The sequence below is a fragment of the Cupriavidus pauculus genome (assembly GCF_008693385.1).
Taxonomy (GTDB): domain Bacteria; phylum Pseudomonadota; class Gammaproteobacteria; order Burkholderiales; family Burkholderiaceae; genus Cupriavidus; species Cupriavidus pauculus_D.
This window is the reverse complement of sequence record NZ_CP044067.1, coordinates 143276-169271: the sequence shown is the minus strand read 5'-3', so window position 1 is coordinate 169271 and position 25996 is coordinate 143276. Positions and strand designations below refer to the sequence as shown.

Annotated in this window: 25 protein-coding genes; 12 read left to right on the top strand and 13 right to left on the bottom strand. The window is 66.7% G+C overall.

Going from position 1 to position 25996, the window contains the following annotated elements:
• Positions 1-79 precede the first annotated feature (79 nt).
• Positions 80-1024, top strand: a complete 945-nt coding sequence (locus FOB72_RS19025) for a YihY/virulence factor BrkB family protein (protein ID WP_150374307.1) — start codon at positions 80-82, stop codon at positions 1022-1024.
• On the opposite strand, the gene FOB72_RS19020 is transcribed toward FOB72_RS19025, so the two are convergent.
• The 5 genes from FOB72_RS19020 to FOB72_RS19000 all read right to left on the bottom strand — a co-directional run bounded on the left by FOB72_RS19020 (position 942) and on the right by FOB72_RS19000 (position 5946).
• Positions 942-2258: a phospholipase D-like domain-containing protein gene (locus FOB72_RS19020; protein ID WP_150374306.1), complete on the bottom strand. Its 1317-nt coding sequence runs from the start codon at positions 2256-2258 to the stop codon at positions 942-944. The genes FOB72_RS19025 and FOB72_RS19020 overlap by 83 nt on opposite strands.
• A 122-nt stretch (positions 2259-2380) precedes the next feature.
• Positions 2381-3721, bottom strand: coding sequence for an NAD(P)/FAD-dependent oxidoreductase (locus tag FOB72_RS19015; protein WP_150377259.1), 1341 nt, complete (start codon positions 3719-3721; stop codon positions 2381-2383).
• A gap of 14 nt (positions 3722-3735) precedes the next feature.
• Positions 3736-4503, bottom strand: coding sequence for an amino acid ABC transporter ATP-binding protein (locus FOB72_RS19010; protein WP_150374305.1), 768 nt, complete (start codon positions 4501-4503; stop codon positions 3736-3738).
• Entirely contained in the window at positions 4500-5171 is a 672-nt protein-coding gene (locus FOB72_RS19005) for an amino acid ABC transporter permease (RefSeq protein ID WP_150374304.1), read from the bottom strand. The genes FOB72_RS19010 and FOB72_RS19005 overlap by 4 nt, the downstream gene beginning before the upstream one ends.
• A 4-nt stretch (positions 5172-5175) precedes the next feature.
• Entirely contained in the window at positions 5176-5946 is a 771-nt protein-coding gene (locus tag FOB72_RS19000; RefSeq protein ID WP_150374303.1) for an ABC transporter substrate-binding protein, read from the bottom strand.
• A 179-nt stretch (positions 5947-6125) separates the two neighbouring features.
• Between FOB72_RS19000 and FOB72_RS18995 the strand changes: the two genes are divergently transcribed.
• Positions 6126-6914, top strand: coding sequence for an IclR family transcriptional regulator (locus tag FOB72_RS18995; protein WP_150374302.1), 789 nt, complete (start codon positions 6126-6128; stop codon positions 6912-6914).
• Positions 6915-6920: 6 nt separating this feature from the next.
• Here the strand turns inward: FOB72_RS18995 and FOB72_RS18990 are convergent, their stop codons facing one another.
• Genes FOB72_RS18990 through FOB72_RS18975 form a run of 4 tightly spaced genes read right to left on the bottom strand, consistent with a single transcriptional unit; the run spans position 6921 to position 10742 of the window.
• A complete protein-coding gene (locus FOB72_RS18990; RefSeq protein WP_150374301.1) occupies positions 6921-9002 on the bottom strand; it encodes a pyridoxamine 5'-phosphate oxidase family protein in 2082 nt (693 codons plus the stop codon).
• 1 nt (position 9003) lies between these two features.
• Positions 9004-9615 carry a glutathione S-transferase family protein gene (locus FOB72_RS18985; protein ID WP_150374300.1) on the bottom strand — a complete coding sequence of 204 codons (612 nt, stop codon included), beginning with the start codon at positions 9613-9615 and terminating at the stop codon, positions 9004-9006.
• Positions 9612-9914, bottom strand: coding sequence for a putative quinol monooxygenase (locus tag FOB72_RS18980; RefSeq protein WP_150374299.1), 303 nt, complete (start codon positions 9912-9914; stop codon positions 9612-9614). The genes FOB72_RS18985 and FOB72_RS18980 overlap by 4 nt, the downstream gene beginning before the upstream one ends.
• Before the next feature lie 33 nt (positions 9915-9947).
• Entirely contained in the window at positions 9948-10742 is a 795-nt protein-coding gene (locus FOB72_RS18975) for a type 1 glutamine amidotransferase domain-containing protein (protein ID WP_150374298.1), read from the bottom strand.
• A gap of 211 nt (positions 10743-10953) precedes the next feature.
• On the opposite strand from FOB72_RS18975, the gene rclC reads away from it, so the two are divergent.
• On the top strand, positions 10954-11529 hold the full coding sequence (gene rclC / locus FOB72_RS18970; protein WP_150374297.1) for a reactive chlorine resistance membrane protein RclC: 576 nt from the start codon (positions 10954-10956) through the stop codon (positions 11527-11529).
• Here the strand turns inward: rclC and FOB72_RS18965 are convergent.
• Positions 11474-12799 carry an MFS transporter gene (locus tag FOB72_RS18965; RefSeq protein WP_150374296.1) on the bottom strand — a complete coding sequence of 442 codons (1326 nt, stop codon included), beginning with the start codon at positions 12797-12799 and terminating at the stop codon, positions 11474-11476. The genes rclC and FOB72_RS18965 overlap by 56 nt on opposite strands.
• A gap of 26 nt (positions 12800-12825) precedes the next feature.
• On the bottom strand, positions 12826-14022 hold the full coding sequence (locus tag FOB72_RS18960) for a M20 aminoacylase family protein (RefSeq protein ID WP_411859891.1): 1197 nt from the start codon (positions 14020-14022) through the stop codon (positions 12826-12828).
• A 112-nt stretch (positions 14023-14134) separates the two neighbouring features.
• On the opposite strand from FOB72_RS18960, the gene FOB72_RS18955 reads away from it, so the two are divergent.
• The 4 genes from FOB72_RS18955 (at position 14135) to FOB72_RS18940 (ending at position 17921) form a co-directional block, all read left to right on the top strand.
• Positions 14135-15061: a LysR family transcriptional regulator gene (locus FOB72_RS18955; RefSeq protein ID WP_150374294.1), complete on the top strand. Its 927-nt coding sequence runs from the start codon at positions 14135-14137 to the stop codon at positions 15059-15061.
• Between the two features lie 117 nt (positions 15062-15178).
• Complete coding sequence (ilvB, locus tag FOB72_RS18950) at positions 15179-16933, top strand: biosynthetic-type acetolactate synthase large subunit (RefSeq protein WP_411859865.1); 1755 nt, start codon at positions 15179-15181, stop codon at positions 16931-16933.
• 119 nt (positions 16934-17052) lie between these two features.
• Positions 17053-17499, top strand: coding sequence for a putative quinol monooxygenase (locus FOB72_RS32625; protein ID WP_150374292.1), 447 nt, complete (start codon positions 17053-17055; stop codon positions 17497-17499).
• A gap of 2 nt (positions 17500-17501) precedes the next feature.
• Positions 17502-17921, top strand: coding sequence for a putative quinol monooxygenase (locus tag FOB72_RS18940; protein ID WP_150374291.1), 420 nt, complete (start codon positions 17502-17504; stop codon positions 17919-17921).
• Between the two features lie 9 nt (positions 17922-17930).
• Here the strand turns inward: FOB72_RS18940 and FOB72_RS18935 are convergent, their stop codons facing one another.
• Positions 17931-18914: a LysR substrate-binding domain-containing protein gene (locus tag FOB72_RS18935; protein ID WP_150374290.1), complete on the bottom strand. Its 984-nt coding sequence runs from the start codon at positions 18912-18914 to the stop codon at positions 17931-17933.
• Between the two features lie 149 nt (positions 18915-19063).
• Here FOB72_RS18935 and FOB72_RS18930 point away from each other — a divergent pair, with 149 nt between their 5' ends.
• From FOB72_RS18930 to FOB72_RS18910, 5 genes are all read left to right on the top strand, one after another.
• Positions 19064-20089: a tripartite tricarboxylate transporter substrate binding protein gene (locus FOB72_RS18930; RefSeq protein WP_150374289.1), complete on the top strand. Its 1026-nt coding sequence runs from the start codon at positions 19064-19066 to the stop codon at positions 20087-20089.
• A gap of 28 nt (positions 20090-20117) precedes the next feature.
• Complete coding sequence (locus FOB72_RS18925; RefSeq protein ID WP_150374288.1) at positions 20118-21641, top strand: UxaA family hydrolase; 1524 nt, start codon at positions 20118-20120, stop codon at positions 21639-21641.
• Positions 21642-21672: 31 nt separating this feature from the next.
• On the top strand, positions 21673-23142 hold the full coding sequence (locus FOB72_RS18920) for an NAD-dependent succinate-semialdehyde dehydrogenase (RefSeq protein WP_150374287.1): 1470 nt from the start codon (positions 21673-21675) through the stop codon (positions 23140-23142).
• A 43-nt stretch (positions 23143-23185) separates the two neighbouring features.
• On the top strand, positions 23186-23989 hold the full coding sequence (gene hpaI, locus FOB72_RS18915) for a 4-hydroxy-2-oxoheptanedioate aldolase (protein ID WP_150374286.1): 804 nt from the start codon (positions 23186-23188) through the stop codon (positions 23987-23989).
• Between the two features lie 66 nt (positions 23990-24055).
• On the top strand, positions 24056-25495 hold the full coding sequence (locus FOB72_RS18910) for an FAD-binding oxidoreductase (protein ID WP_150374285.1): 1440 nt from the start codon (positions 24056-24058) through the stop codon (positions 25493-25495).
• 84 nt (positions 25496-25579) lie between these two features.
• Here FOB72_RS18910 and FOB72_RS18905 read toward each other — a convergent pair whose 3' ends face one another.
• Positions 25580-25759, bottom strand: a complete 180-nt coding sequence (locus FOB72_RS18905; RefSeq protein ID WP_150374284.1) for a CsbD family protein — start codon at positions 25757-25759, stop codon at positions 25580-25582.
• Between the last annotated feature and the right edge of the window lie 237 nt (positions 25760-25996).

Here is a 25996-nt window from a genome sequence, read left to right as displayed (position 1 = left end):
ATCGATATTGCGCCCTGCCAGTGCATCGATTCGTATGGCGCCTCCGGAACCGCGCATGCGCGCCGGGCGCCCCCTCATCATGCAAAATTGGCGCATCGGACTTTCGCATTCGAGAAACTTCTTCCTTCTGCTCAGGGACACGGTCTCTGCATGGCTCGACGACTATGCGCCCAGCATGGGCGCCGCACTGGCCTACTACACGATCTTCTCCGTCGCGCCGCTGCTGCTCATCGTCATTAGCGTGGCCGGTCTCGTGTTTGGCGCGGACGCGGCGAGAGGTGCCGTGGTGCAGCAACTCGGCGGACTCGTCGGCACCGATGGCGCGGCGGCCATCGAGGCGATGCTCGTATCGCTGAACCGTCCGGGCGCCGGCACGGTCACCGCGATCGTCGGGGCGGTCACGCTGTTCATCGGCGCCACCACGGTCTTTGCCGAGCTGCAGGATGCGCTCGATCGCATCTGGCGCGTGCCCGAACGCAAGAAGGCTTCCGGCATCGTCGAACTGCTGCGCACGCGTGTGCTCTCGTTCGGCATGGTGCTCGGTATCGGGTTCCTGCTGATCGTCTCCCTCGTCGCCAGCGCGGCGGTCTCCGCGCTGGGCCGCGCATGGACGCCGCTGGGCGAAGTGGAAGCCGTGGCGCATGGCGTCGATATGCTGCTGAGCTTCAGCCTGACCACGGTCGTCTTTGCCATGATCTACAAGATCATGCCGCACGCCAACGTCCGTTGGCTGGACGTCTGGCTCGGCGCCCTGGTGACCGCCGGGCTCTTCACCATCGGCAAGGTGCTGATCGGCCTCTATATCGGCAAGACCGGCGTCGCCACCGGCTACGGGGCGGCCGGCTCGCTGGTGATCGTGCTCGTCTGGGTCTATTACTCCGCGCAGATCTTCCTGCTCGGCGCCGAGTTCACGTGGCTGTATGCAAACCGGTATGGGTCGCTCAAAGCTGCGCCCCCATCAGCGACGACAGCGCATCCGCGATCTTCTGCCGCAGCGGGCGGTGCTTCCACGCCTCGTAGGTAATCGGCGCGGAGCGCTTCAGGTCGTCCTCGAAGATGGCCGTCTGCTCCGCCGCGAATTTCGCGTCCAGGATATTCAGCGTGGCTTCGTCGTTGAGCCGGAACGAGCGGTTGTCGAAGTTCGTCGAGCCCACCGACACCAGCAAGCCGTCCACGATCATGACCTTGCAGTGGTACATCGTGGGCTGGTATTCGGCGATCAGGGCACCCGCTTGCAGCAGCCCGCCCCAGCGCTGGCGCGACGCGGCGCGCACGGTTTCCGAGTCGATGTACTCGCCGGGCACGATGATGCGCACGCGGACGCCGCGTTTGATGGCCTCCAGCAACGCATACTCGGTGATCTTGTCCGGCACGAAGTAGGCGGCAGACAGATCGATGGAGGTCTTGGCGGCGGTGATGGCAAGCTGATACATCAGCGCCATGCTCTCGCTGCCGCCCGTGGGGGAACTGCTGAATATCTGCGCGCGACCCTCGCCGGCCGGCTTCGGCATCGGGAAGTACTCGGGCCCGTGCGAAACGCGGCCCGCCACCTTGATCCAGTTATCGACGAACACGGACTGCATCTGCCCGACCACGGGGCCTTCCACCTCGAAATGCGTGTCGCGCCAGTGGTCGGGGTCCTGCGCGTTGCCGGTCCATTCGGGCGCAATGCCGACGCCGCCCGTATAGCCGATGACGCCGTCGACGATCAGCAACTTGCGGTGCGTGCGGTTGTTGAGCTTGCTCAGCGTGTACCACCGCACCGGATGGTACAACCGGACATCGACGCCCGCGCGCTTCATCGTCTCCAGGACAGATCGCTCGATCTTGGAACTGCCCACGGCATCGAGCAGCACCTGCACCTTGACCCCCGCCCGCGCGCGTTCGCTCAGCGCGTCGGCGAATGCCATGCCGATATCGCCGGACCAGTAGATGTAGGACTCGAAGTTGATGGTCTTCTTCGCCTGCCGGATGGCACCGAGCATCGCCGGAAAGATCTCGTCGCCATTGCGCAGCACGCGGTAGCGATTGCCGTCCACCACCGGCGGCCCGAGCAGCACGCCGAGTTCGTGCGCGAACTGCGGATCGTCGAGGCTGTAGACCCGATCGATGCGCCGCTCGATATGCCGGTCGTCGCCCGCGATATTCCAGACGATGGCCCCACAGATGGCGGACAACACCACGAGCGCCACGAGGGCGACGAACGAGATGGCCGTGCGCGGGGCGCGTCCGGACTGGTAACGGAGGAACTTGGTCATGTGCCCATCGCTCACGCGAGACTGAGGCGCCCATCATCCCAGCCCGCCGCCCGGAACGCCATCGGCGGCCCTCCTACAGGCTCGCCCGGACGTTCCATCCATGCCGCGCTGCACCAGAACGTTCAGCCGAACCGATCCAGCAGGCTGTACCAGGCCACGCCGGCCGCGACATAGAAGCGCTGGAGCCCATGCATCGGAATCGGCACGATCGGCGAGATCGGATAAGGGAACGCGTCGCCGGCGCCCCTGCCTGCGCCCATCCCCGTGCCCATCCCCGCACCCATCCCCGCGCCCACGAGCCGTTCGGCGATATGCTTGCCAAAGCTCGTGCACAACGCAATACCGCGTCCATTGCATCCCACGGCCACGGTCACGCCCGGTGCCGGCTCATGGACATGCGGCATGAAATCGCGCGTGACCGCGATGCGGCCGCTCCAGCGGTACGCATAGTCGAGCGGACCGAGCTGCGGGAACAGCAGCTCCAGCGAGCGTTCCAGATGCGCGAAGTCCTCCGGCCCGCGCGGATCGGCGAAGAAGCCCCGCCCGCCCATCAGCAGCCGCCCCTCGTTGTCCTTGCGGAAGTACAGCAGCAGCCGCTGCGACGTCGACGCGGTTTCGCCCCGCTCGAGGATGGCATCGGCCGCGGCGGACGTCAGCCGGCGCGTGGCCACGATAAAGCTGTTGGCCGTGAGCATCGTGCTCGACAGGCCCGGCCATAGCGGTCCCGTATAGCCATTGGTGGCGATGACGACATGCTCCGCCTCCACCGTCGCGCCCGTGGCCAGCGTCGCCTGCCAACGGGCCTTCCCTTGCGAGGCCGCGCGCGTCAGCGAGACCACAGCGCTGTCGCCGTGGATCGATGCGCCCGCGCGCTGCGCCGCCGCCGCCAGCCCACGCGTGTACGACAACGGCTGGATGGCGCCGGCACGCCCGTCGAGCCAGCCGCCCGCGAACGCGTCGGTCCCGACGCGCCGCGCCACGGCATCGCGGTCGAGCATCTCCACATTGACGCCGCGCCGCGCCCACTGCCGCGCGCGCGCATGCATGCCGTCCACGGCCTTTTGGGTATACCCAAGCTGCAGCCAGCCCGCGCGGACCGGCTGGCAATCGATACCGTGCCGCGCGATGAGGTCGAATACGAGATCCGCCGAGCCCGAGATCGCTTCGATCAGCGGTTCCGCGCGCGCGGCGCCGAGCTTCTTCACGAGCTCGTCGGGATCGTACTTGAGCGTCGGGTTGACCTGGCCGCCGTTGCGGCCGGACGCACCCCAGCCGGGCTGATGGCTATCGACGACGCGGACCGACGCACCCTGCTCCGCGAGATGCAGCGCCGTGGAGAGCCCCGTAAAGCCGGCGCCGATCACCAGCACATCGGCGCGCGTGGATTCGGTCAATGCCGGCGTATGCGGTGCATCGATCGCGGTGGCGGCCCACAGCGACGGCGGCAGCGCGCGGCCGCTCATGGCATTCTCGGTCGTCACGCGACATCTCCCGACGCCTCGTTGGCAACGCCCGCGGGCTTCTGCAATACGCGCCGCAGGAAATCCTGCGTGCGCGCCTGCCGCGGCGCGCCCAGCACCTGCGCGGCGGGTCCTTCCTCGACGATCTTTCCGCCATGGAGAAAGCAGACACGATCCGCTACCTCGCGCGCAAAACCCATTTCGTGCGTCACCACGATCATCGTCATGCCTTCCTTCGCAAGGTTGCGCATGACCTCGAGCACATCGCCCACGAGTTCGGGGTCCAGTGCCGACGTCGGTTCATCGAACAGCATCGCTTCGGGCTGCATCGCCAGCGCGCGCGCGATGGCCACGCGCTGCTGCTGGCCGCCCGACAGCTGCGCCGGATGCGCGTCCGCCTTCGCCGCCAGCCCTACCTTGTCGAGCAACGCCATCGAGCGCGCGCGGGCGGCATCCTTCGGCTCGCCACGCACGTAGACGGGGCCTTCCATCACGTTCTCGAGCACCGTGCGATGCGGAAACAGGTTGAAGCGCTGGAACACCATGCCCATGCGGCTGCGCAGCCGGTGGATGTCGCGGCCCTCGCGGTCCACGCGCTCGCCGAATGCGCGGATCTCGCCGCCCTCGTACGACTCCATGCCGTTGATGCAGCGCAGGACCGTCGATTTGCCCGATCCCGACGGGCCGATCAGGCATACCACCTCGCCCTTGTCCACGTGGAGATCCACGCCGTGCAGCACCTGATGGTCGCCAAATCGCTTCTGAAGGTTCTGGATATCGATCATGGTCGCTTCCTTCCCGCGCCAAAGCGGTGTTCCACACGGCGCAGCGCGTACACGAGCGGCAGGCTCATCAACAGGTAAAGCAACGCCACGAGCGTGTAGACGGTCATGTTCTGGAATGTCGACGACGCGATGAGCTGGCCGGCACGCGTCATCTCCGCCACCGTGATCGTCGACACCAGCGACGAGTCCTTGAGCATCATGACGAGCGTATTGCCATAGGGCGGCAGCGCGATGCGGAAAGCCTGCGGCAGGATGACCCGCCGCAGGATCAGCGGCCCGCGCATGCCCATGGCCTGCGCGGCCTCGCGCTGGCCGGGATCCACGGCCTCGATTCCCGCGCGGAAGTTCTCCGCCTGATACGCCGAGTACGCGATGCCGAGGCCGATCACGCCGGCCTGGAACGCGGTCAGATGAATGCCGGCATCGGGCAGCACGAAGTAGATATAGAACAGCTGCACGATGATCGGCAGCCCGCGAATCACGTTGACGATCGTCGAACCGGTGACCGACAGCGCGCGCACCGGAGACAGTTTCATCAGCGCGAGGCCCAGCCCCAGCACGCTGCTCAGCAGGAACGACAGCACGGTAACCTCCACCGTGACCACCGCCCCCTTGAGCAGGATGGGCAGGAACTCGCGCGCGTTCTCGAGGAAGGTCGCGACTACCATCCTCTTACATGCCCCACTTCTGGACGATCTTCGCCAGCGTGCCGTCGGCCTTGATCGCCGCGATGGCCTTGTTCACGCGGGCCAGCGTCTCGGTATCGCCCTTGCGCACGACGAGGCAGACGTCGCCCACGTTGACGGACTTGTAGCTGCCGACGAGCTTCACGCCCGGAAACGCGTTCTGGCGAATCTGATAGGCGATGAGCGGCTGATCGCCGAGGCCCGCCTTGATGCGGCCCAGCGACAGATCGCGCGACATGTCGGCGATGGAATCGTAGCTGCGCACTTCCTTGAAGATGCCCTTCTTGTTGAGCATGTCGAGGAACACCGTGCCAACCTGCGCGCCGACGACCTCGCCCTTGAGGTCGTCGAGCGAGGTGTAGGCCCTGGCATCGTCGGCCTTGACCATCAGGCCTTCGCCATACGAATAGACCGGATCGCTGAACGACACCACCTGCTCGCGCGCGGGCGTCTTCAGCATGGCCGCCGAGATGATGTCGATCTTGTTCGAGGTCAGCGAGGGAATCAGCGCCGCGAACGCGGTCTGCTGCACGTTCACCTGGAAGCCGCCGGCCTTGCCCACCGCCGTGACCGTATCGACCATCATCCCCTGGATGGTATTGGTCTTGACGTCGAGGAAGGTGAACGGCACGCCCGTGGCGGTGGCGCCGACGTTGAAGGTGGCCGGTGCACTGCCTTGGGCCCATGCGAGAGAGGAAACGGTGCCGGCGAGGCACAGAAGCAGTGCGTGGCGACGGGCGCGATTGACGATGGACATGCGAACACTCCTTGGCAAGGGTTCTGAAGGACGCGCCTTGAAGCGCGGTGCTGCGAGCTATGCAACCTGCATGCCAATAGTCGATGAACTTCCATCGACTTTTAATTCTCGAAAACCATTAGTTGCATCATATGAATCGATATGCGATTCTGCGATGTCTCCGCAAACGGCTCAATGTGATGTCAACCTCTCAATCGGAAGTCAGCCAGCTCTTCAACCAGTCGCTCGAAAAGGGTCTGGCGGTGCTGGCCGCGTTCAGCGCGTCGCGCCGCACGATGACCATCGCGGAGATCGCCGAGGTGGCGGGCATCAACAAGAGCTCGGCGCAGCGGATGGTCTTCACGCTCGAGCAACTGGGGTATCTGCGCAAGCATCCGCAGACGCGGCGCTACCAGCTGACGCTGCAGGTGATGAAGGTCGGGTACAACTACCTGGCGGCGGATCCGCTGATCGACGTCGCCAACCCGTTCCTCTCCGAACTGACGAAGGTCACCGCCGAGACGACCTGCCTCACGGAGCCCGATGGCGACGAGATGGTCTACCTCGCGCGCTTCGTCAGCGCGCATTTCGTGCCCGTGCATATGCCCATCGGCAGCCGCATCCCGATGTACTGCACCGCCTCCGGCCGGGCCTACCTGAGCGCGCTGCCGGAAGGCGAGGCGCGCGAGATCGTCGAGCAGTCGGCGCGCGTGGCGCATACCTCGTTCACGCTGACGTCCGTCGATGCCGTCATGGCCGAGCTGCAGAAGGCGCGTGTGCGCGGCTATGCGATGAATTCGGAAGAACTGTTTCTCGGCGACATGACCATCGCCTCGCCGATCGTCGGCGGCAAGGGCCGGCCGCTCGGGGCGATCCACGTGGTGGCCCCCACCGCGCGCTGGAGCGTCGAGGATACCGAGCGGCGCCTGGGGCCGCCCCTGCTGCAGAGCGCGCGGGCCATCAGCAGCTCCGTCCGCGCGCTGGGCTGACCGTCGCTACAGCGCGAGGCTCAGCCCCGTGCTGCCTTCCGCGGGCACGGCGCAGCAGATCAGCACCTCGCCCTCGCCGGGTGTGTACTCGGGCGGATGCAGATAGGCCACGGCGCCGCGTTCGAGATGCGCGAGGCAGGTGCCGCAATTGCCGTTGCGGCAGCCGAACTCCGGCGAGAGCCCGCGCTGCTCGGCCAGTTCCAGCAGCGAGCCGTCGCCCGGGTTCCAGCGCGCTTCCTTGGCCGATGCCGTGAACAGCACGGGCACCGATCCGGTCGCGGGCCGCGCGGCCGATGTCGCCGATGCATGCGGGGCCATCGCGGCATCGGGCTTGCGCGTCAGCGACGATACGCCGAACGCCTCGGCATGAATCCGCGCATCGGCGATATTGAGACACCGCAGCCCATCGTAGAGCCCCTGCATGAACGGCGATGGCCCACACAGATAGAAGTCGTAGTCGTCGAACGGCAGATGCGCGCGCAGCACGTCCATGCCGATACGGCCCGCAACGTCGTAGTCCTGCGCAACGATCGCGCCGTCCGGATGGCCGAGCACGCGCACGACGCGGATCGCCCCATTGCCCTGTGCCGCGAGCGCCGCCAGTTCGTCGCTGAAGGCGCGCTCGGCGAGCGTACGCGCGGCGTGGAAGAACCATGTCCGTCGCACGCGCTGCTTGCGCTGTCCCTCGTAGACGATATGCCGGAGCATCGCGAGCATCGGCGTCACTCCGATGCCCGCGGCCATCAGCACGGCCGGCCGCCGCTCGAGCGCATCGATCGTGAAGCCGCCCGCGGGTGCGCGCGTCTCGAGCGTGTCCCCCACCGCGAGCGTGTCGTGCAGGTATTGCGAGACCACACCCTCGCGCTTGACGCTGATGCGGTACGCCGGGTCCGATGGCGCGACCGACAGCGTGTAGGTGCGGATCAGCGGTTGCGTGTGGCCGGGCGGCGTCACGCGAATCGGCAGGAACTGCCCCGCGCAATGCGCGATGCGTCCCGCCCCGTCGGCGGGCTCCAGATGGAACGAGCGCACGACGCTGCTCTCATCGACGATGCGCGTCACGCGAAACGGCCGCCACTGGCACTTCATCGCGGCCGCGCGCAGCCGGTTGGCGGCCTGCTCCCAGTCGCCCGTCATTTGCGAGCTCGGCGACACGCCATCGGCCACGGACGACCAGCGGATGGGCAAGGCATCGTCGCGGCGCACGATGCGCTCGGGCATGAAACGCCAGAGCCGCTCGGCGCCCTGGAACGCCGCGATCTCGGGCGAATCGACGATGACCTCGGCGCGGCCGCTCATCTGCAGCAGTTCGCCGGTATCGAAATCGGCGAACGTGACGCCCGCGAGCGGATTCGAAAGGAAGTTGCCGAGCGTGTTGAAGAACAGGTTGCCCGCGAAGTCGGGAATCGTCATGCCGCCGTCGGCATCCAGCCGCACGAAGCCGGGCTTGCCGCCGCGATGGGAGACATCGACCTGACGCGTCGTTCCTTCGCCCTCCGCGTTCGGCAGATCCACGTACGAGGCGACGAAGAATGCATCGGCGCTGGCGATCAACGCGCGCGCACGGTCATCGAGTCCATCGAGTGCCTGTGGAGCCACGGCTGTGGGTAGCAGCGCCTCGCGCACGCATCGCAGCGTGCGCAGCTGGATATAACGCGGACAGTTGCCAAAGCTGTGCACGACGTCGATATGCGCGGCACGCGCGCTGCCATCGGAAGACAGACGCAGCACGCCGTTCATGCGATTGCGCCGCCGGTTGGACAGATCCATGCCGAGCAGCCCGATTGCATCGCCGTCCGCGAGCCCGGCATCGGCCGGATCCGCCGGCTCGCGCGCGATGGCAAGGTCGAGCCGGTGCGATTCGGGCGATGCGAGGAACCCCGGCGGACCCGCGCGCAGCGTGGCCCAGACGCGCCCGTCGGGCGCCACCGTGCCCAGCACGATGAACGGCAACTGCGCGAAGAAGTCGCGATGCTCGTCCGGCATGTAGTCGCGCACGAAGCGGCGCCCGACGTCGTCCATCTTCGCGAGCACGCCCACGCGTGCCTGCAGCGCCAGTTCCCCGGCGTGCCACGGCATCTGCGCCATATCAGGCGGCCAGGCCGACCGGCGTGCGCTGGAATTCCACGAAACCGGGCAGCGCCTCGATGCGCGCGAGCCACGCCAGTACGTTCGGATAGGCGTTCAGATCGACGAACCCTTCCGGCGCGCGCGCGGTATAGCTGTACAACGCGACATCGGCGATGGTCGGGCTGTCTCCGGCCAACCACGGGCGGTCCGCCAGCACGTCCTCCATGCGCTGGAGCAGCCCGTGCGCGCGTTTGATGGCGGCCTCCGCATCGAGCTTGGCCGAAAACACCGTGACGAGCCGCGCGGCCGCGGCGCCGAATGCGAGGTCGCCCGCCGCGATCGACAGCCAGCGCTCGACGGCCGCGGCGCCGGCAGGCGTCTGCGGCAGCCAGTCGGTCTTGCCGAACCGTTTGCTTGCGTAGATCAGGATCGCGTTGGAATCGGGCACGACGGTGTCGCCATCGACGAGCACCGGCACCTGTCCGAGCGGATTGAGCTTGAGAAAGGCCGGCTTCTTGTGCTCGCCGGACGGCAGATCCACCTCGACGAGCTCGAATGGCTCCCCGATCAGGGACAGATAGAGCCGGGCACGATGCGAATGCCCGGACAGCGGGTGGTAGTAAAGCTTCATGGCGTTCCCCCTACCTGCACAGGCTCGGCGACTACCGCGACGCGCGTCGCCAGATCGTTGACGCGCGACAGGTAGTGCTGGAAATGCGGCGTGGCGCGGTGATGATCGACCGCGGCGGCATCCGCATAGAGTTCGTCGAGCACGAAGCGATTCGAATCCGACACATCACGCCAGATGTCCCAGCGCAGGTTGCCGGGCTCGGCGCGGGACGGTGCGACCATGGCCGCGAGCAATGCCATCAGATCCTCGGACTTGCCGTCCTTGGCAGTCAGAATAGCCATGATCTTGAGATGCGCCATGGTCGGCCTCCAGATGTTCGTGCTTTTTTGCAATCAGGCCGTGGCGCGATCGAGCGCGGCCACGAACTTTGCCGCAATCGGGTGATCCGATGCGGGATTCTGCCCCGTGATGAGCTCGCGGTCCTCGACCACGTGCGGCGCGAAGTCCTTCGGCTCGATGATGACCTCGCCGCCGGCCGTCTTCAACGCGTAAGGCATGTCGAAGTAGATCTTGGCGTGCAGGATATTCTCCTCGACGTACTTCTCCTCGGTAGCGGAGAACACGGTCATCTTGTAGCCCGCGTACGGCCACCCCTTGGCCCACTCCTTTGCCTTCTGCGGGTCGCCGGCGATCAGTGCCGCGCGAAACTCGCGCGCGTGCGGCATCGCGGCCGCGGCCGAGATCGGGCCGTGGCACAGCATGGCGGTCGGCTTGGACTTCTCGTGGAAGTGCTGCAGGATCGTCCGCAGCTCCGCGTCCTGCATCAGATCGACGACGGGAGCCTGGCCGCCCGGGATGAACACGCCGGCGTAGTTGTCGAGCCCCTCGTCGATCACGGACTTGAGCGTGCGCACGTTCGTCATGACCGGGTCGCTGTCCCAGAACTGGCGCGCGCGCTTGTAAGCAGCTTCGTCGCCCCCGAAGTGCGCCGGGGCGTCCGACGCCGCATCGAGCGTCATCTTGGTGCCGTTCGGCGTGCTGAGCACCACCTCGTAGCCGGCCTCGATAATGGCCATGGCCGGCACGACGGTTTCATTCAGATACTGGCCGGTTGCCCCCCAGCCGCCGCCCTGTATCTCGACCCGGTTGGCATTCGAGCCAACGATCAACACTTTGCCTTTGCTCACTGCGACCTCCTTCTGCGAATAGCGAAGCCCCACGCCGCGCGTCGCTTCCATCCTATTCAAGGGATCGGCGTCCGGATGTTAATCGTGGTGAAGACTGAGACGATCGAGACAAAACCTGAGCCGATCGGTCGTCCTCGTCACACGGCGGCTGCATAGCATGGAGACAAGCCAGCGCACATCGCGCTTCCCGTCTCAGCAAGGAGTCACCATCATGAACGCACGCAATCTCCTCACCATCGCCAGCCGGCTGGACCGCCTCGGCGTCCCGATGATCCGCTTCGGCGTGGCGATCGTCTTCCTCTGGATCGGCGCCCTGAAGTTCGTGCCGTACGAGGCGGACAGCATTACGCCATTCGTCGCCAACAGCCCCTTTATGTCGTTCTTCTACGCGCACCCCGAGGCCTATCACGCCCACCTGACGCACGAGGGCCAGCTTGACCTCGTGCAGCGGGCATGGCAGGTGGCCAACCACACCTATTCGTTCTCCACCGGTCTGGGCATCGTGGAAATCGCAATCGGCCTGCTGGTACTGTCGTACCTGTTCTCGAATCGGCTCGGCCTCGTCGGCTCGATCCTCGCGTTCCTGACACCGGTGGTCACGCTGTCCTTCCTGATCACCACGCCGGAAGCCTGGGTCGCCAACCTCGGCGATGCCCAGTACGGCTTCCCCTACCTCTCGGGGGCCGGCCGGCTCGTGCTCAAGGACGTGCTGATGCTGTCCGGCGCGGTGGTCATGATTGCCGACTCCGCACGGCGGGTGCTGCAGCAGGATTTTGCGCGTAAGTGAGGTTCGCCGCCGGCCCTGTCGCCACCATGATGAAGCTCCCGATCAACCCCGCGCATGCGCCGAACAGCAGGTAGAACGCGGGGGTCATCGGGGAGCCGGTGACATGCAGCAGCCAGGTCAGGATGAACTGCGCGAAGCCGCCGAAGATCATGACCGCCACGTTGTAGCTCACGGCCATGCCGGTGGAACGGATGCGCCTCGGGAACTGCTCCGCCACCGCCGACGAGAACGGCCCGAGGAACGCGCCGAAGATGCCGCACAGCACGATCTGCATCCACATGAAGCGCGAGAAGTCCGGGTCGGCAATCAGCCATTGAAAGCACGGATACAGCAGCAGTACCGAGAGGATGAGCGCGGTGCGCAGCACGACCTGGCGGCCGACGCGATCGGACAGCGCCCCGAACAACGGGATGGCCACGATCATCGCCACGATGCCGATGCACTGCGCGATGAATGCGCTCTCCAGCGCGAGGCCGAGCGTCTTGCTCGCATAGGTCGGCAGATAGATCACGAGCACGTAGAACGAGATGGTCGCCGACGTGGTCAGCAGAAAGCTGGCCAGCAGTCCACGGCGATGCTGCACCAGCGTCTGTCCCACCCCATGTCCCACCCCATGTCCCACGCCTGCATCGTCATCGCGTGAGACCGCCACGGTCTCGCTCAGATGGTGACGAATCCAGATGCCGATCGGCGCAATCAGCAGGCCGACGATAAAGGGAACGCGCCAGCCCCAGGCATGCAGGCTCTCGCGCGGGAGCCAACCCGTGACGAGCGCGGCGACGCCCGCGCCCAGCAGCATGGCCAGCCCCTGCCCGAACATCTGCCACGACCCATATAGTCCGCGCCGGTTGCGCGGCGCCATCTCCACGAGGAATGCCGTGGCGCTGGCGAACTCGCCGCCGGTCGCCAGCCCCTGCAGCATGCGCGCGACGATGATCATCACGGAACTGGCCACGCCGATGGCCGCATAAGGCGGCGCGAACGCGATCATCGCCGTGGCCACCGTCATCAGGAAGATGATCAGTTGCAGCGCGGCGCGCCGGCCCTTGCGGTCCGCATATGCACCGATCAGGATGCCGCCAATGGGCCGAAGCACAAAGCCGATACCGAAACTCGCCGTGGTCAGCAATAACGACCCATACGCGTTTTCCGCCGGAAAGAACACGGCGGAGATGACCGCCGTCATAAACCCGTAGACGATGAAGTCATACCACTCGAGGGCATTGCCGATGACCGCGGCCGCGATCTGGTGCGTTGGGGACTTGGACATGGTGAGGGTTCCTGCGTTGCGTGGCGCTATGCCACCGGAAGCGCGCGCTCGGCGAGCCGCGCGAGATAGGCGCCGCCCAGCGGGATGGCGGCATCGTTGAAGTCGAAATGGGGGCTGTGCAGGCCGTGGTCGCCGCCTGCGGGCGAGCCCGTGCCGAAGTGCACATAGGCACCCGGACGCCGCTGCAGCATGAACGCGAAATCCTCGCCGCCGAGGCTCGGCTGCGGACGCGCGACGACCTGTGCGCGGCCGAAGAGTTCGACGGCCACGTCGGTCGCGAAGGCCGCGGCCTCCGCATCGTTGACGGTCATCGGGAACAGCCGCTCGTACGTGACCGACGCGCGCGCGCCGAACGCCGAGGCCACGCCCTGCACCACCTCATGCAGACGGCGCTCGAGCAGCGTCTGCATCTCGGCGGTCAGCGAGCGCGCGGTGCCGACGATCTTCACCGAGTCGGGGATCACCGCAAAGCCGTCCATCTGCCCGCCCTGGATCGCGCACAGGCTGATGACCGCCGCATCGAGGGCCGGCACATTGCGGCTGACGATGCTCTGCACCGCCGTGATCACGTGCCCTGCAACCAGCACCGGGTCCACGCACTTGTGGGGCGACACCCCGCCATGCCCACCCACGCCGAAGATCTCGATTTCGAGGCGGTCGGTCGCTGCCATGGCCGGCCCGGGCGCGATCGACAGCGTGCCCAGCGGCAGCGTGGGCCAGTTGTGCAGCGCGTAGACCTGCTCGACCGGAAAGCGGTCGAACAGCCCGTCGTTGACCATTTCCCGCGCGCCCGCGTAACCCTCTTCGCCGGGCTGGAACACGAGGTAGACCGTGCCGTCGAACGCGCGCGTTTCGCTGAGGTAACCAGCGGCCGCGAGCAGCATCGTCACGTGCCCGTCGTGGCCGCACGCATGCATCCGGCCGGGACAGCACGAGGCATAGGGCAACGCCGTCTGCTCGTGCAGCGGCAGCGCGTCCATGTCGGCTCGCAGGCCGATCGCGCGCCCGCTCGTCCGCCGCTTTCCCTCGATCACGCCGACGAGGCCGGTCTTGCCAATGCCGCGGTGGCAGGCAATGCCGAGCCGCTCGAGCTCGGCGGCGATCAGGTCCCCGGTGCGATGCTCGGCGAAACCGAGCTCCGGATGCGCATGCAATGTCTGCCGAAGCTGGCGCAATGCCGGCAGGCGGGCCTCGATACTGTTGACGATCGACATTTCCGTGATTTCCTTACGCGATTCGATGCGGCAAAGAATGTGCGTAAAGGCAAACGCTTGAAATCATGCTATTCCCGAATATATATTTAAGCGATCGAAGCAATAACTATCGGGAATAACCATGGAGCTGCGGCAGTTACGGTATTTCGCGAGCGTCGCGCGCGAGGGGTCGATCAACAAGGCGGCACGCGCGCACGGCCTGGCGCAGCCGGCGCTGACCAAGCAGTTGCAGCGGCTGGAGGAAGAACTCGGCGTCACGCTGTTCGAACGCCAGTCGCGCGGCATGACGCTCACCGCGGCAGGTGCGCAGTTCCTGTACGACACGACCCGGGCCCTCGAAGACCTCGATGCGGCCAGACAGCGCGCGGTCGAAGCCGCGAGCGGCAGACTTGGCAACCTGGCCATCGGCCTGACGATCCTGCACCAGCTATTACCGGTGGTTGCCGAAATCCTGCGGCAGTTTCGCGAGCAGTCGCCCGATGTCTCGGTATCGGTCAGGCAGGTCATCTCGGGGCCGCAGGTCGATCTGATCCGCTCGGGCGAACTCGATGCCGGGTTCCTCTACTTTCGTCCCATGGACGACCCCGCGCTCGACGGCATGCTGATCTCCACGCAGCAACTGGCGCTGGCCGTGCCCAACGAACCGCAGTGGACCGACAAGCCGCCGCGCCGGCTCGCGGACCTCAATGGGCGCGATTTCCTCTGGATTCCGCGCAGCGTCACGGCCTACTACCACGACCGGCTGATCGCGCATTTCCACGGCGCGGGGTTTATGCCGAAGGTGGTCATGGAAGGCACGGACAACAACTCGCTGCTGACGCTCGTCACCGCCGGCATGGGCTGCGCGATCCTGCCCGAGCAGGCGGCCGCGCACGCCAGTGCGTCCGTGCGGTTTCTCAAGCTCGACGACCTCGATCTGCAACTGCCGCTCGAGCTCGTCTGGCGGCGCGACAATCGCTCGCCCATCGCGCAGCGGCTGATCGCGCTGACGAGGCAGTGCGTCGCCCAGGCACGAGGCATGCCGCAGTTACTGCCGCGAAATCCCTGAACCACGGAACATTGCACTGCCACGCCCGCGAATACGCGTAGATTCGGCAGAACGTACCGGGCATCTGCTCCTAGACTGCATCCGTTGTCCAACCCCCAAGCCAACGGAGCATTTCCAGTGAACATGCCAATCGCCGAATTTCGTGCCAAGGCCGCCGCCCCTGCCGTCACCATGCGTGGGGCGGAGATGGTCGTGGAAGCACTACGGCGGGAAGGCGTAGCGGAGATCTGGGGGTACCCGGGCGGGGCCGTACTGCCGATCTATGACGCGCTGGCCGCGCACGAGGCGCCGCGCCATTTGCTCACGCGGCACGAGCAGGCCGCCGTGCATGCGGCCGACGGTTATGCGCGCGCGACGGGCAAGGTCGGCGTGGCGCTCGTCACGTCCGGACCGGGCGTGACCAATGCGGTGACGGGCATTGCCACCGCGTACTTTGATTCGATCCCGATGGTCGTGATCTCCGGCAACGTGCCGACGAGCATGATCGGCGAGGACGCCTTTCAGGAGTGCGACGCGGTCGGCATCACGCGCCCCGTGGTCAAGCACAACTTCCTCGTGCGCGACGTGAACGACCTGGCGCTCACGCTGCGCAAGGCGTTCCATATCGCACGCACGGGCCGGCCCGGGCCGGTGCTCGTCGATATTCCGAAGGACGTCGCGCTGGCCGAGGGCACGTTCCAGTGGCCCGAGCGCATCGATATCCGTTCGTATCGCCCGCAGCTCGAGGGGCATGACGGCCAGATCCGTCAGGCCGTTCAGGCATTGCGCAATGCGCAGCGCCCCTATGTTTACGTCGGTGGCGGCGCGTTGATGGCCGATGCGGGCGCCGAAGTCGCCGAGCTCGCGCGGCTTGTCGATGCGCCCATCACCACCACGCTGATGGCGCTTGGCCTCGTGCCGGCCACCGAGCCGCGCTATCTCGGCATGCCCGGCATGCATGGCACGTACGAGGCCAACCGCGCGATGCAGGAGTGCGACGTGTTGATCGCCGTCGGCGCGCGCTTCGACGATCGCGTGATCGGCAAGGTGGATGCGTTCTGCGCGGTGCCGCGGCAGATCATCCATATCGATATCGATCCCGCGAGCATCGGCAAGCGCGTAAAGCCAACGGTGCCGATCGTCGGCGATGCGCGGCGCGTGCTGCAGAAGCTGAACGCCGCACTGCGCGAGCAGCCGGCGGTGCCCGCGTCGGCGCGCGAGGGATGGTGGCGTTCCGTGGCCGACTGGCGCGCGCAGCGCTGCCTCGATTACCAGCGCGACGGCATCGTCATCAAGCCGCAGTACGTGATCGAGAAGCTCAGCGAGATTGCCGGCGACAACGCCTATATCTGCTCGGACGTGGGCCAGCATCAGATGTGGGCCGCCCAGCATTACCGCTTCCAGTCGCCGCGCAAGTGGATCAACTCGGGCGGGCTCGGCACGATGGGCGTGGGCCTGCCTTATGCGATGGGCGTCAAGCGCGCGTTTCCGGACAGCGACGTGTGCGTGATCACCGGCGATGGATCGATCCAGATGTGCATCCAGGAACTGTCCACCTGCACCCAGCACAACCTGCCGGTGAAGATCTTCACGCTCAACAACGGCTACCTCGGGATGGTCCGCCAACTGCAGCATGTGGACTACGGCCAGCGCTACTCCGAGTCGTATATGCACGCGCTGCCGGACTTCACGATTCTTGCGCGCGCCTATGGGCACGTTGGCCTGCGCGTGGAGCGCGAGGCCGACGTGGAACCGGCGATTCGCGAAGCGCTTCGCCTCAAGGACCGCACCGTGTTCGTGGACTTTCAGGTGGATGGCGGCGAGAAGGTCTGGCCGATGGTGCGGTCGGGCGCCGGGCTCGACGCGATCATGCTGGGGGATATCGACGGATAGAACGTGACCGGGGCGACCGGCGCGCTTCACTCGTCTTCACTACATTTAACTCGATGCCGGGTGAGTCTCCGCACTAACGTTGAGGGCGTACATCGCACAACGGACAGGGGACTCACACCGTGTTTCGCATTCACCGATCGTTTCTTCCGCTCGCGGGCGCCTTGCTGCTCGGCGCCTGCGCGTCATCCGCGTCATCCCCGTCATCCCCGTCATCCCCGTCATCCCCATCATCCCCTTCCTCGCCGCCAGTCACGGCGGAAAAAGGGACGCGTGCCGAGGGACACCTCGTTACCGTCGCCACCGTGCAGGCCAAACCCGGCAAGGAGGGCGACCTCCGCGCGGCCACCGTGCCGCTGATCGCCGCCACGCGCGCCGAGCCCGGCGTGATCACCTACGTCCTGCATGAGCAGCTCGATGCGCCCGGACGCTTCGTGTTCTACGAGGTGTTCCGCGACGAGAGCGCGTTTCAGGAGCACGTAAAGGCCGTGTACGTGCAGCAGTGGCTGCAGCGGCTGCCGGAGCTCACCGTCAACGGCATTACCGTCACCCGGCTCAAGGCCTACTGACCATGCAGCCCACCTCTCAACGCATTGCGACGACGCTGCTCGCCGCGGCGGCATTCCTGTGTGCCGCCCATGCATTCGCGCACGACGGTACCGGCGCCGTCGATTACGCACGCGTGCCCGCCGGCGCCTTCTCCGTGGTGGCCGAGATCCAGGCCAGGCCCGGCCGTGCCGACGAGCTGCGGACCATCACCCGGCCGCTCGTCGATGGCGTGCGCGGCGATCCGAAGAACCTCGTCTATTTTCTGCAGGAGGACCGCGCGCGTCCCGGGCACTTCGTGTTCTACGAGGTGTTCGCGAACGAGCAGGACTTCAATGCCCATAAGGAGACGCCTTACGTCAAGGCGTGGTTCGCCAGACTCGCCGAACTTGCCGAGGGGCCGGTCAAGGTGACGAAGCTGCAGATTCTGGGACCGCGTCCGTGATGCCACGCTTCACGCGGTAGTGCGCGCGCGCCGCGGTCTGGGGGACGACTTGCCCGCGCGCGCGATCTCGCGCGCCTCCTCGCGCAGGCATGCCATCAACGCCGTCGCACCCGGCGCGGGCCGCCGGTCGCGCAGCATCATCAGGCCGATCGGCGGCAACGCCAGCTCCACGGGCATCGGCAATACATGAAAGCGCCCCTCGGCCTGCATCTGCTGCCCGACCGAACGCGCGACGAATCCCACCGCCTGCCGTTGCGAGACGAACGCCGTCACCGCGAAGTAGGACGACGTTTCGGTCAGGTCCGCGGGCAGGTCCTGCCCATGCCGCACGAACGCCTGCTCGATCTTTACGCGCAGCGACGCCCACGGTGGCGGCAGAACCAGCGGATGCCGCGACAGGTCGCCCCAGTCTGGCCGCGCCTTGCGCGACAGCGGATGCCCGGCCGCGACGATCGCCACCATCGGTTCCTCGTATAGCGCTTCCGTGATGAGGTCCGGTGCCGCATAGGCAGGCTCGAGCCGGCCGACCACGACGTCGAGCTCCGACAACCGCAGGCGCGGCAGCAGATGCGTGAGATCGCCCTCCTCGATCAGCACCGTCGCGCGCGGCGACTGCTGCTTGAGCCGCGCCACCGCGTGGGCCAGAAGGACCGGCAGGGCCGCGCCCATCGACCCCACGCGCACGCGGCCCGCCGCGCCGCTGGCCACCGCCTCGATTTCGTCGCGCGTCACGTCGTACTGCGCGAGCACCGAGCGCGCGAAGCGCACCAGCGCTTCGCCAGCCGGCGTCGGTTCCGTGCCGCGCGTGGACCGCGTGAACAGCGTCATGCCGAGCATCTTCTCGACCTCCGCCAGCACCTTGGAAATCGCGGGCTGGCTGACGGACAGGAACTCCGCCGTGCGGCCGAGATGCCGGAACTCGTCCAGCGCCACCAGCAGTTGCAGGTGGCGCAGCTTGATATTGGAGCGGAACGCGCGGTCGATATGGGCCATGCCGGCGAGTCTACCCGCAAAGGTACGTAACGAAAAGGTTATGAAGCCATGCCAATTTTTGATTGGATGGTTATGCCTCGTCCCGCCACAATCGCAGCACGATCGCTCCGGCATGAACCGGCGGCGACAAGAACAAGGAGACCTTCCCCATGACCGATCGCCTTCCCGCGAGCCTTATGCGCCGCCGTCTGCTGCTGGGCAGCGCCGCTGCCACCGCTGCTGCCGCCACCGGCACGGCCAGCCTGCTCGCCCCGCGCATCGCCCGCGCCGCCACCGGGTATCCCGAGCGACCCATCACGTTTATCTGCCCGTGGCCCGTCGGCGGCACCGCCGACCAGTCGATGCGCGCGCTCTGCCAGGTGGCTTCGGGCATCCTCAGGCAGTCGATCGTCGTCGAGAACCGCGCGGGCGCATCGGGCATGATCGGCACGAAGGCACTGGCCCGCGCCACGCCCGACGGCTACACCATCGGCCAGATCCCGATCTCGGTCGCGCGCTTTTCGCAACTGGGCATGCTGCAACTGGACCCGCGCAAGGAACTGACCTACCTCGCGCGCACTTCGGGCCAGACCTTCGGCATCGCGGTGCCGGACAATTCGCGCTTCAAGACGCTCGCCGATGTGGTGGCGGAAGCCAAGGCGCATCCGGGCCGCGTCACCTATGCGCACGCGGGCATCGGCGGCGCCACGCACGTCGGCATGGAACAGTTCGCACTGGCGGCCGGCGTCAGGTTCAACGCCATTGCCTACAAGGGCGGTTCCGCCGCGTTGCAGGACGTGCTGGCCAGTCAGGTGGACCTGCTTGCCGACTCCAGCTCGTGGGCGCCGCACGTCGAGGCCGGCAAGATGCGCCTGCTGGCGACCTGGGGCGAGCAACGCACGCCGCGTTTCAGCAACGCGCCGACGCTCAAGGAGCTCGGCTACAACGTCGTGGTGGAGGCCCCCAACGGCATCGGCGCGCCGAAGGGCCTGCCGCCGGATGTCGAGAAGACGCTGCGCGAGGCATTCCGCGCGGCGGTGGCGAGCCCGGAGTTCAAGACCGTGGCCGCGCGTCTCGATGCACCGATCATGTACCTCGACGGTCCCGACTATCGCAAGTACGTGGGCGAGGTCTACGAGCAGGAAACGCAGCTGATCCAGCGCCTCAAACTCAAGGAAATGCTCGCGCAGAGCTGATCCGCCATTCTCGATTCCATTACCCACCGTGACCCAAGACCCCGTCATCCGCCTGCATGCCAACGACAACGTGCTGATCGCCCGTGGCGACCTCACGCTGGGCCAGCACCTCGAGGCCCTGGGCGTGCGCATGCGCGCGCAGGTGCCCGCCGGCCACAAGATTGCCGCGCGCGCGATTGCGCGCGGCGAACAGGTACGCAAGTACGATACCGTGATCGGCGTGGCGGATCGCGATATCGCGCCGGGCGATCACGTGCACAGCCACAACCTGCGGCTCGTGGACTTCTACCGCGATCCCGCGTTCTGCGCGGACGTGCGGCCCATCGACTACGTGCCCGAGGCGGAGCGCGCGACGTTCCTCGGCTACGTGCGCCCCGACGGCCGCGTGGGCACGCGCAATTTCATCGGCATCCTGGCGTCGGTCAACTGTTCGGCCACGGTCATCAAGCATATCGCCGCGCATTTCACGCAGGAGCGGCTGGCCGGCTATCCCAATGTCGATGGCGTGGTGGCGTTCGCGCAGAGCAGCGGCTGCGGCATGTCGTCGCCGAGCGAGCACTTCGACCTGCTGCGCCGCACGATCGCCGGCTATGCGCGCCATGCGAATCTGGCCGGTGTGCTGATCGTCGGTCTGGGCTGCGAGCGCAATCAGGTCAGCGCGCTCGTCGAATCGCAGGGCCTCGCACCGGGCGAACAGCTGCATACGCTGGTCATGCAGGACACCGGCGGTACGCGCGCGACCATCGAGGCCGGCATCCGCGCCGTGGAGTCGATGCTGCCGCGCGCCAATGCCTGCACGCGCCAGCGCGTGAGCGCCAGCCATCTGAAGATCGGCCTCGAATGCGGCGGCTCGGACGGGTTCTCCGGCATCACCGCGAACCCCGCGCTCGGGGCGGCCATGGACATCCTCGTGCGGCACGGCGGCACGGCGATCCTGTCGGAGACGCCCGAGATCCATGGCGTGGAATACATGCTCACGCGCCGCGCGGTCACGCCCGAGGTCGGGCAGAAGCTGCTCGACCGCCTGGCGTGGTGGGAGCGGTATACGGCCGGCCAGAACGCGCAGTTCAACGGCGTGGTCGGTCACGGGAACCAGCAGGGCGGCCTCGCGAACATCTTCGAGAAGTCGCTGGGCTCCGCGATGAAAGGCGGCACCACCCCGCTGCAGGCCGTGTACGAATATGCCGAGCCGATCGACAAGGCCGGCTTCGTCTTCATGGACTCGCCCGGCTACGATCCCGTGGCCGCGACCGGCCAGATCGCCAGCGGCGCGAACATGATCTGCTTCACCACGGGCCGCGGCTCGATGTTCGGCTCCAAGCCCGCGCCGACGATCAAGCTCGCTTCCAACACGCCGATGTATCGGCGGCTCGAGGAAGACATGGACATCAACTGCGGCGTCGTGCTCGACGGCGAACTGTCCGTGGCGCAGCTTGGGGAACGGATCTTCGAACACATCCTCCGTGCCGCTTCCGGCGAGCCGACCAAGAGCGAACTGCTGGGGCTCGGCGATCATGAATTCGTGCCCTGGCACGTTGGCATCGTCAGTTGATTTCCCCCATCCTTTTATCCGGTACGCCTCCATGTTGACTACCCTTACCGATCGGACGCTGCTGCGCGCGCAGAACTTTATCGACCAGCAGTGGCGAGACAGCGGCGCACGCTTCGAGGTGATCGATCCCGCGACGGGCGAAATCATCGCCCACGTGCCCGACAGCGACGCTGCCGATGCGAAGGCCGCCGCCGACGCCGCGGCGGCCGCGTTCCCGGACTGGAGCCGCCGCACCGCGCGCGAGCGCGCGCAGCGGATCAAGCGCTGGCACGCGCTGATCCTCTCCCACGAGCAGGACCTCGCGCGCATCATCTCGGCCGAGCAGGGCAAGCCCATGGCGGAAAGCCTTGGCGAGGTCCGCTATGGCGCCTCGTACGTCGAATGGTTCGCCGAGGAAGCCACGCGCATCTGCGGCGACGTGGTCGCGGAAGCCGTGCCGGGACGCAAGATGATCGTGCTGAAGGAACCGGTCGGCGTGGTGGCCGCCATCACGCCGTGGAATTTCCCGCTGGCGATGATCGCGCGCAAGATCGCGCCCGCGCTCGCGGCCGGCTGCACCGTGGTCTGCAAGCCTGCCGAAGACACGCCGCTGACCGCGCTGGCCCTTGTATACCTGGCCGAGCAGGCGGGCCTGCCGCGCGGCGTACTCAATATCGTCACGGCCTCGCGCGTGCGGACGCCGGCCGTGGTCGACGCGTGGCTCGCGGACAGCCGCGTGCGCAAGATCACGTTCACGGGCTCCACGCCCGTGGGCAAGCACCTTGCGCGCGAGTCGGCCGGCACGCTCAAGAAGCTCTCGCTCGAACTCGGCGGCAATGCGCCCTTTATCGTCTTCGACGATGCCGACCTCGATGCCGCGGTGGAAGGCTTGATGGCCGCCAAGTTCCGGAACGGCGGCCAGACCTGTGTCTGCCCCAACCGCATTTATGTGCAGGCCGGCGTGCACGACATCTTCGTCGGCAAGCTGGCGGCGCGCGTCTCCGCACTGCGCGTGGGCCCGGCCAGCGAGGCCGCGTCCCAGATCGGGCCGATGATCAACGCGCGTGCCGTGGCCAAGATCGACCGGCATGTGCGCGACGCGCTCGAGAAAGGCGCGCATGTGGTGGTCGGCGGCGAACGCGTGCGCACCGACGACGGTCCGCATTACTACGCGCCCACGGTACTCACCCGGGCGACCCCTGCCATGGCGCTGGCCGACGAGGAGACCTTCGGCCCGGTGGCGCCCATCTTCCGTTTCCACCACGAGGACGAGGTGATTCGCGATGCCAATGACACCCCATTCGGCCTTGCCGCGTATTTCTACTCGAACGATGTACGGCGCATCTGGCGCGTGGCACAGGCGCTGGAAACCGGCATCGTCGGGATCAACGAGGGCGCGCTCGCGTCTGAGGCGGCGCCGTTTGGCGGCGTGAAGGAGTCCGGTTACGGCCGGGAGGGCTCGCGTCACGGACTTGACGATTACATGCATACGAAGTATCTGTGCCAGGGGCAGCTCAGCTGACCCGCCCGAAAACAGAGACCAACACGGACACCAAGGAGACCGCATGCCCGCCCATAACCCGTTCAAGGCCGCCCTGGCCGCTGGCCAGCCGCAGATCGGACTCTGGATGTCCGCCGCATCGTCCTATCTGGCCGAGATCAGCGCCACGGCCGGCTTCGACTGGCTGCTCGTGGACGGCGAGCATGCGCCCAACGACGTGCGCTCGATCCTGGAAACGCTGCAGGCGCTCGGGCCCTACCGCTCGCAGGCCGTCGTACGTGCCGTCTCGGGCGAGACCGCGCTGATCAAGCAGCTGCTCGATATCGGCGCGCGCACGCTGCTGATTCCGATGGTCGATACCGCCAAACAGGCCGCCGCGCTGGTGCGCGCCACGCGCTATCCGCCGTTCGGCGTGCGCGGCGTGGGCAGCGCCGTGGCGCGCGTGTCCCAGTGGTCGGCCCGCAAGGACTACCTAACCGTGGCCGACGACGAGGTCTGCCTGCTCGTGCAGGCCGAAACCGTGACCGCCATGCAGAATCTGGAAGCGATCTGCGCCGTCGACGGCGTGCATGGCGTGTTTATCGGTCCGGCCGACCTCGCCGCGTCGATGGGCCATCGCGGCAACCCGGGGCACCCGGAGGTGCAGGACCAGATAGAATCCGCGATGCGCACGATCGTGGCGAGTGGCAAGGCGGCCGGTACGCTGACTTCCGACAACACGCTCGCACGCCGGTATCTGGAGCTGGGCTGCACGTTCGTGGCGACCGGCGTGGACGTACTGGTCTATGCCAACGCCGCGCGCCGGCTGGCCGCCGAGTTCCTGCCGGACCGCGCCGCCAGCATTGCCGCGCCGGGCGCTGCCTACTAACCTGCCGACTTTTCCGCCTGCTTTTCCGCCTGCTTTCCCGCCGACTTTCCCGCCCTCCGAGCCACGATGACCGCTTCCCCCACCCAAGCCGCCCTGCTGTCCGCCATGCAGGACATCGTCGGCGCCGGCAACTGCCTGACCGCCGATGCCGATACCGAGGCCTATGTCACCGACTATCGCCGCCTCTATCGCGGCCGGTCGCCGGTGGTGGTCATGCCCGCGACGACCGGGCAGGTCAGCCGCGTGATGGCGTGGTGCCATGCCAACGACGTGCCCGTCGTGCCGCAGGGCGGCAACACGTCGCTGATGGGAGGCGCGGTGCCCGACGATAGCGGCACCGCCGTGGTCATCAGCCTCAAGAAGATGCATCGCGTGCTGGCGATCGATACGATCAACGACACGATGACCGTGGAAGCCGGCGTGACGCTGTCCGCGGCCCGTGCCGCGGCCGACGAAGCGAAGCGCCTGTTTCCGTTGCGCATCGGCTCGGAAGGTTCGTGCCAGATCGGCGGCAATCTCTCGACCAACGCGGGCGGCACGGCGGTCCTGCGCTACGGCAATATGCGCGACCTCGTGCTCGGCATCGAGGTGGTCCTGCCCGATGGCCGCGTGTTTTCATCGCTGAAAGGACTGCGCAAGGACAACACGGGCTACGACCTCAAGCACCTGTTCATTGGCGCGGAAGGCACGCTCGGCATCATCACGGGCGCGGTGCTCAAGCTGATGCCGCAGCCGCGCTCGACCGCGGTCGCCTTCGTGGCCGTGCAGAGCCCCGAGGCCGCCGTGGACCTGCTTGGCCGTGCGCGCGCGCTGTCGGGCGGTGCCGTGACCGCCTTCGAACTGATCTCGGCGCCCGCGCTGGAGCTCGTGCTCGAGTATCTGGGCAATATCCCCTCGCCGCTCGAGAGCCGGCACGACTGGATGGTGCTGATCGAGCTGACGTCGGGCGCCGACGAGGAGACGCTCGGCGGCACGCTGATGGAGATTCTGGAGGCGGGTCTGGAGGCGGGCCTCGTCGTCGATGCGGCCGTGGCATCGAGCCTGGCCGATGTGCAGCAGTTCTGGCGTATCCGGGAGGAAATCTCCGACGCGCAGACGCGCACCGGCGGAAGCATCAAGTGCGATATCTCGGTGCCCGTCTCGCGTATTGCGCAGTTCATCGGCAAGGCGTCGGCTGAAGTGCTGGCGCTGGAGCCCGCCACGCGCATGGTCATCTACGGCCATATGGGCGACGGCAATGTCCACTTCAATCCGCTGCGGCCACGCGACCGCGACGCCAAGTCGTTCCTCGCCCAGTGGTACAAGCCCGTGTCGGACCTCGTGGACGGGCTGGCCCATGCCGAGAATGGCTCGATTTCGGCCGAGCATGGGGTCGGCGTGGCCAAGCGGGACGATCTGCTGCAATACAAGTCGTCGGTGGAGCTCGAATTGATGTGGCAGGTCAAGCGCGCGCTGGATCCGAAGAATCTGCTGAACCCGGGGCGGCTCCTGCCCGAGCTCAAGTAAGCAAAAAGGGAGCGGGGCCTGCGCCCCGCTCCCTGCCCTTCCGCGACTTGCTTTTATGCGCGATGGAAGCTCTGAAGATGCCGCTCAGCGCGGGCTCTTCTTGATGTCTTCCTTGGCATCGCCGTAGCTGGCCTGCGTCTTGCCAGCCACTTGCTCGGCCTTGCCCTTGATCTCGGTGGAGGTCTTGCCCGTGAGCTTGCCGGCGAGTTCCTTCGCCTTGCCCTTGGCCTCGGTCATGCGACCCTTCACTTGGTCCTTGTTCATGATTACGCTCCTTGCGGTCAGTTTGTGGGCGCCTCCGAAGTACGCTTTGCATCGCGTCGGAAGCGGCTCACTGTCAGTGTAGAAAAACCGGGGCCCGGATTTTGTAGGACAGGCGCGCAACGTGCTGTCAGAACAGGCCGAAGACCTTATCGGCACTCGCGCAAAACCCGCATGCCCTTATGCGGCAGGGTCCCATAACGATCCGTAAATTCCTTCGTTCGTCGGACGTGTCACCGC

Excerpts from the sequence above, each read along its gene's own strand:
- FOB72_RS19025 (WP_150374307.1), top strand. The coding sequence starts at position 80 with ATGCAAAATTGGCGCATCGGACTTTCGCATTCGAGAAACTTCTTCCTT.
- FOB72_RS19020 (WP_150374306.1), bottom strand. The coding sequence starts at position 2,258 with ATGACCAAGTTCCTCCGTTACCAGTCCGGACGCGCCCCGCGCACGGCC.
- FOB72_RS19015 (WP_150377259.1), bottom strand. The coding sequence starts at position 3,721 with ATGAGCGGCCGCGCGCTGCCGCCGTCGCTGTGGGCCGCCACCGCGATC.
- FOB72_RS19010 (WP_150374305.1), bottom strand. The coding sequence starts at position 4,503 with ATGATCGATATCCAGAACCTTCAGAAGCGATTTGGCGACCATCAGGTG.
- FOB72_RS19005 (WP_150374304.1), bottom strand. The coding sequence starts at position 5,171 with ATGGTAGTCGCGACCTTCCTCGAGAACGCGCGCGAGTTCCTGCCCATC.
- FOB72_RS19000 (WP_150374303.1), bottom strand. The coding sequence starts at position 5,946 with ATGTCCATCGTCAATCGCGCCCGTCGCCACGCACTGCTTCTGTGCCTC.
- FOB72_RS18995 (WP_150374302.1), top strand. The coding sequence starts at position 6,126 with ATGTCAACCTCTCAATCGGAAGTCAGCCAGCTCTTCAACCAGTCGCTC.
- FOB72_RS18990 (WP_150374301.1), bottom strand. The coding sequence starts at position 9,002 with ATGGCGCAGATGCCGTGGCACGCCGGGGAACTGGCGCTGCAGGCACGC.
- FOB72_RS18985 (WP_150374300.1), bottom strand. The coding sequence starts at position 9,615 with ATGAAGCTTTACTACCACCCGCTGTCCGGGCATTCGCATCGTGCCCGG.
- FOB72_RS18980 (WP_150374299.1), bottom strand. The coding sequence starts at position 9,914 with ATGGCGCATCTCAAGATCATGGCTATTCTGACTGCCAAGGACGGCAAG.
- rclC (WP_150374297.1), top strand. The coding sequence starts at position 10,954 with ATGAACGCACGCAATCTCCTCACCATCGCCAGCCGGCTGGACCGCCTC.
- FOB72_RS18965 (WP_150374296.1), bottom strand. The coding sequence starts at position 12,799 with ATGTCCAAGTCCCCAACGCACCAGATCGCGGCCGCGGTCATCGGCAAT.
- FOB72_RS18955 (WP_150374294.1), top strand. The coding sequence starts at position 14,135 with ATGGAGCTGCGGCAGTTACGGTATTTCGCGAGCGTCGCGCGCGAGGGG.
- FOB72_RS18940 (WP_150374291.1), top strand. The coding sequence starts at position 17,502 with ATGCAGCCCACCTCTCAACGCATTGCGACGACGCTGCTCGCCGCGGCG.
- FOB72_RS18935 (WP_150374290.1), bottom strand. The coding sequence starts at position 18,914 with ATGGCCCATATCGACCGCGCGTTCCGCTCCAATATCAAGCTGCGCCAC.
- FOB72_RS18930 (WP_150374289.1), top strand. The coding sequence starts at position 19,064 with ATGACCGATCGCCTTCCCGCGAGCCTTATGCGCCGCCGTCTGCTGCTG.
- FOB72_RS18920 (WP_150374287.1), top strand. The coding sequence starts at position 21,673 with ATGTTGACTACCCTTACCGATCGGACGCTGCTGCGCGCGCAGAACTTT.
- hpaI (WP_150374286.1), top strand. The coding sequence starts at position 23,186 with ATGCCCGCCCATAACCCGTTCAAGGCCGCCCTGGCCGCTGGCCAGCCG.
- FOB72_RS18910 (WP_150374285.1), top strand. The coding sequence starts at position 24,056 with ATGACCGCTTCCCCCACCCAAGCCGCCCTGCTGTCCGCCATGCAGGAC.
- FOB72_RS18905 (WP_150374284.1), bottom strand. The coding sequence starts at position 25,759 with ATGAACAAGGACCAAGTGAAGGGTCGCATGACCGAGGCCAAGGGCAAG.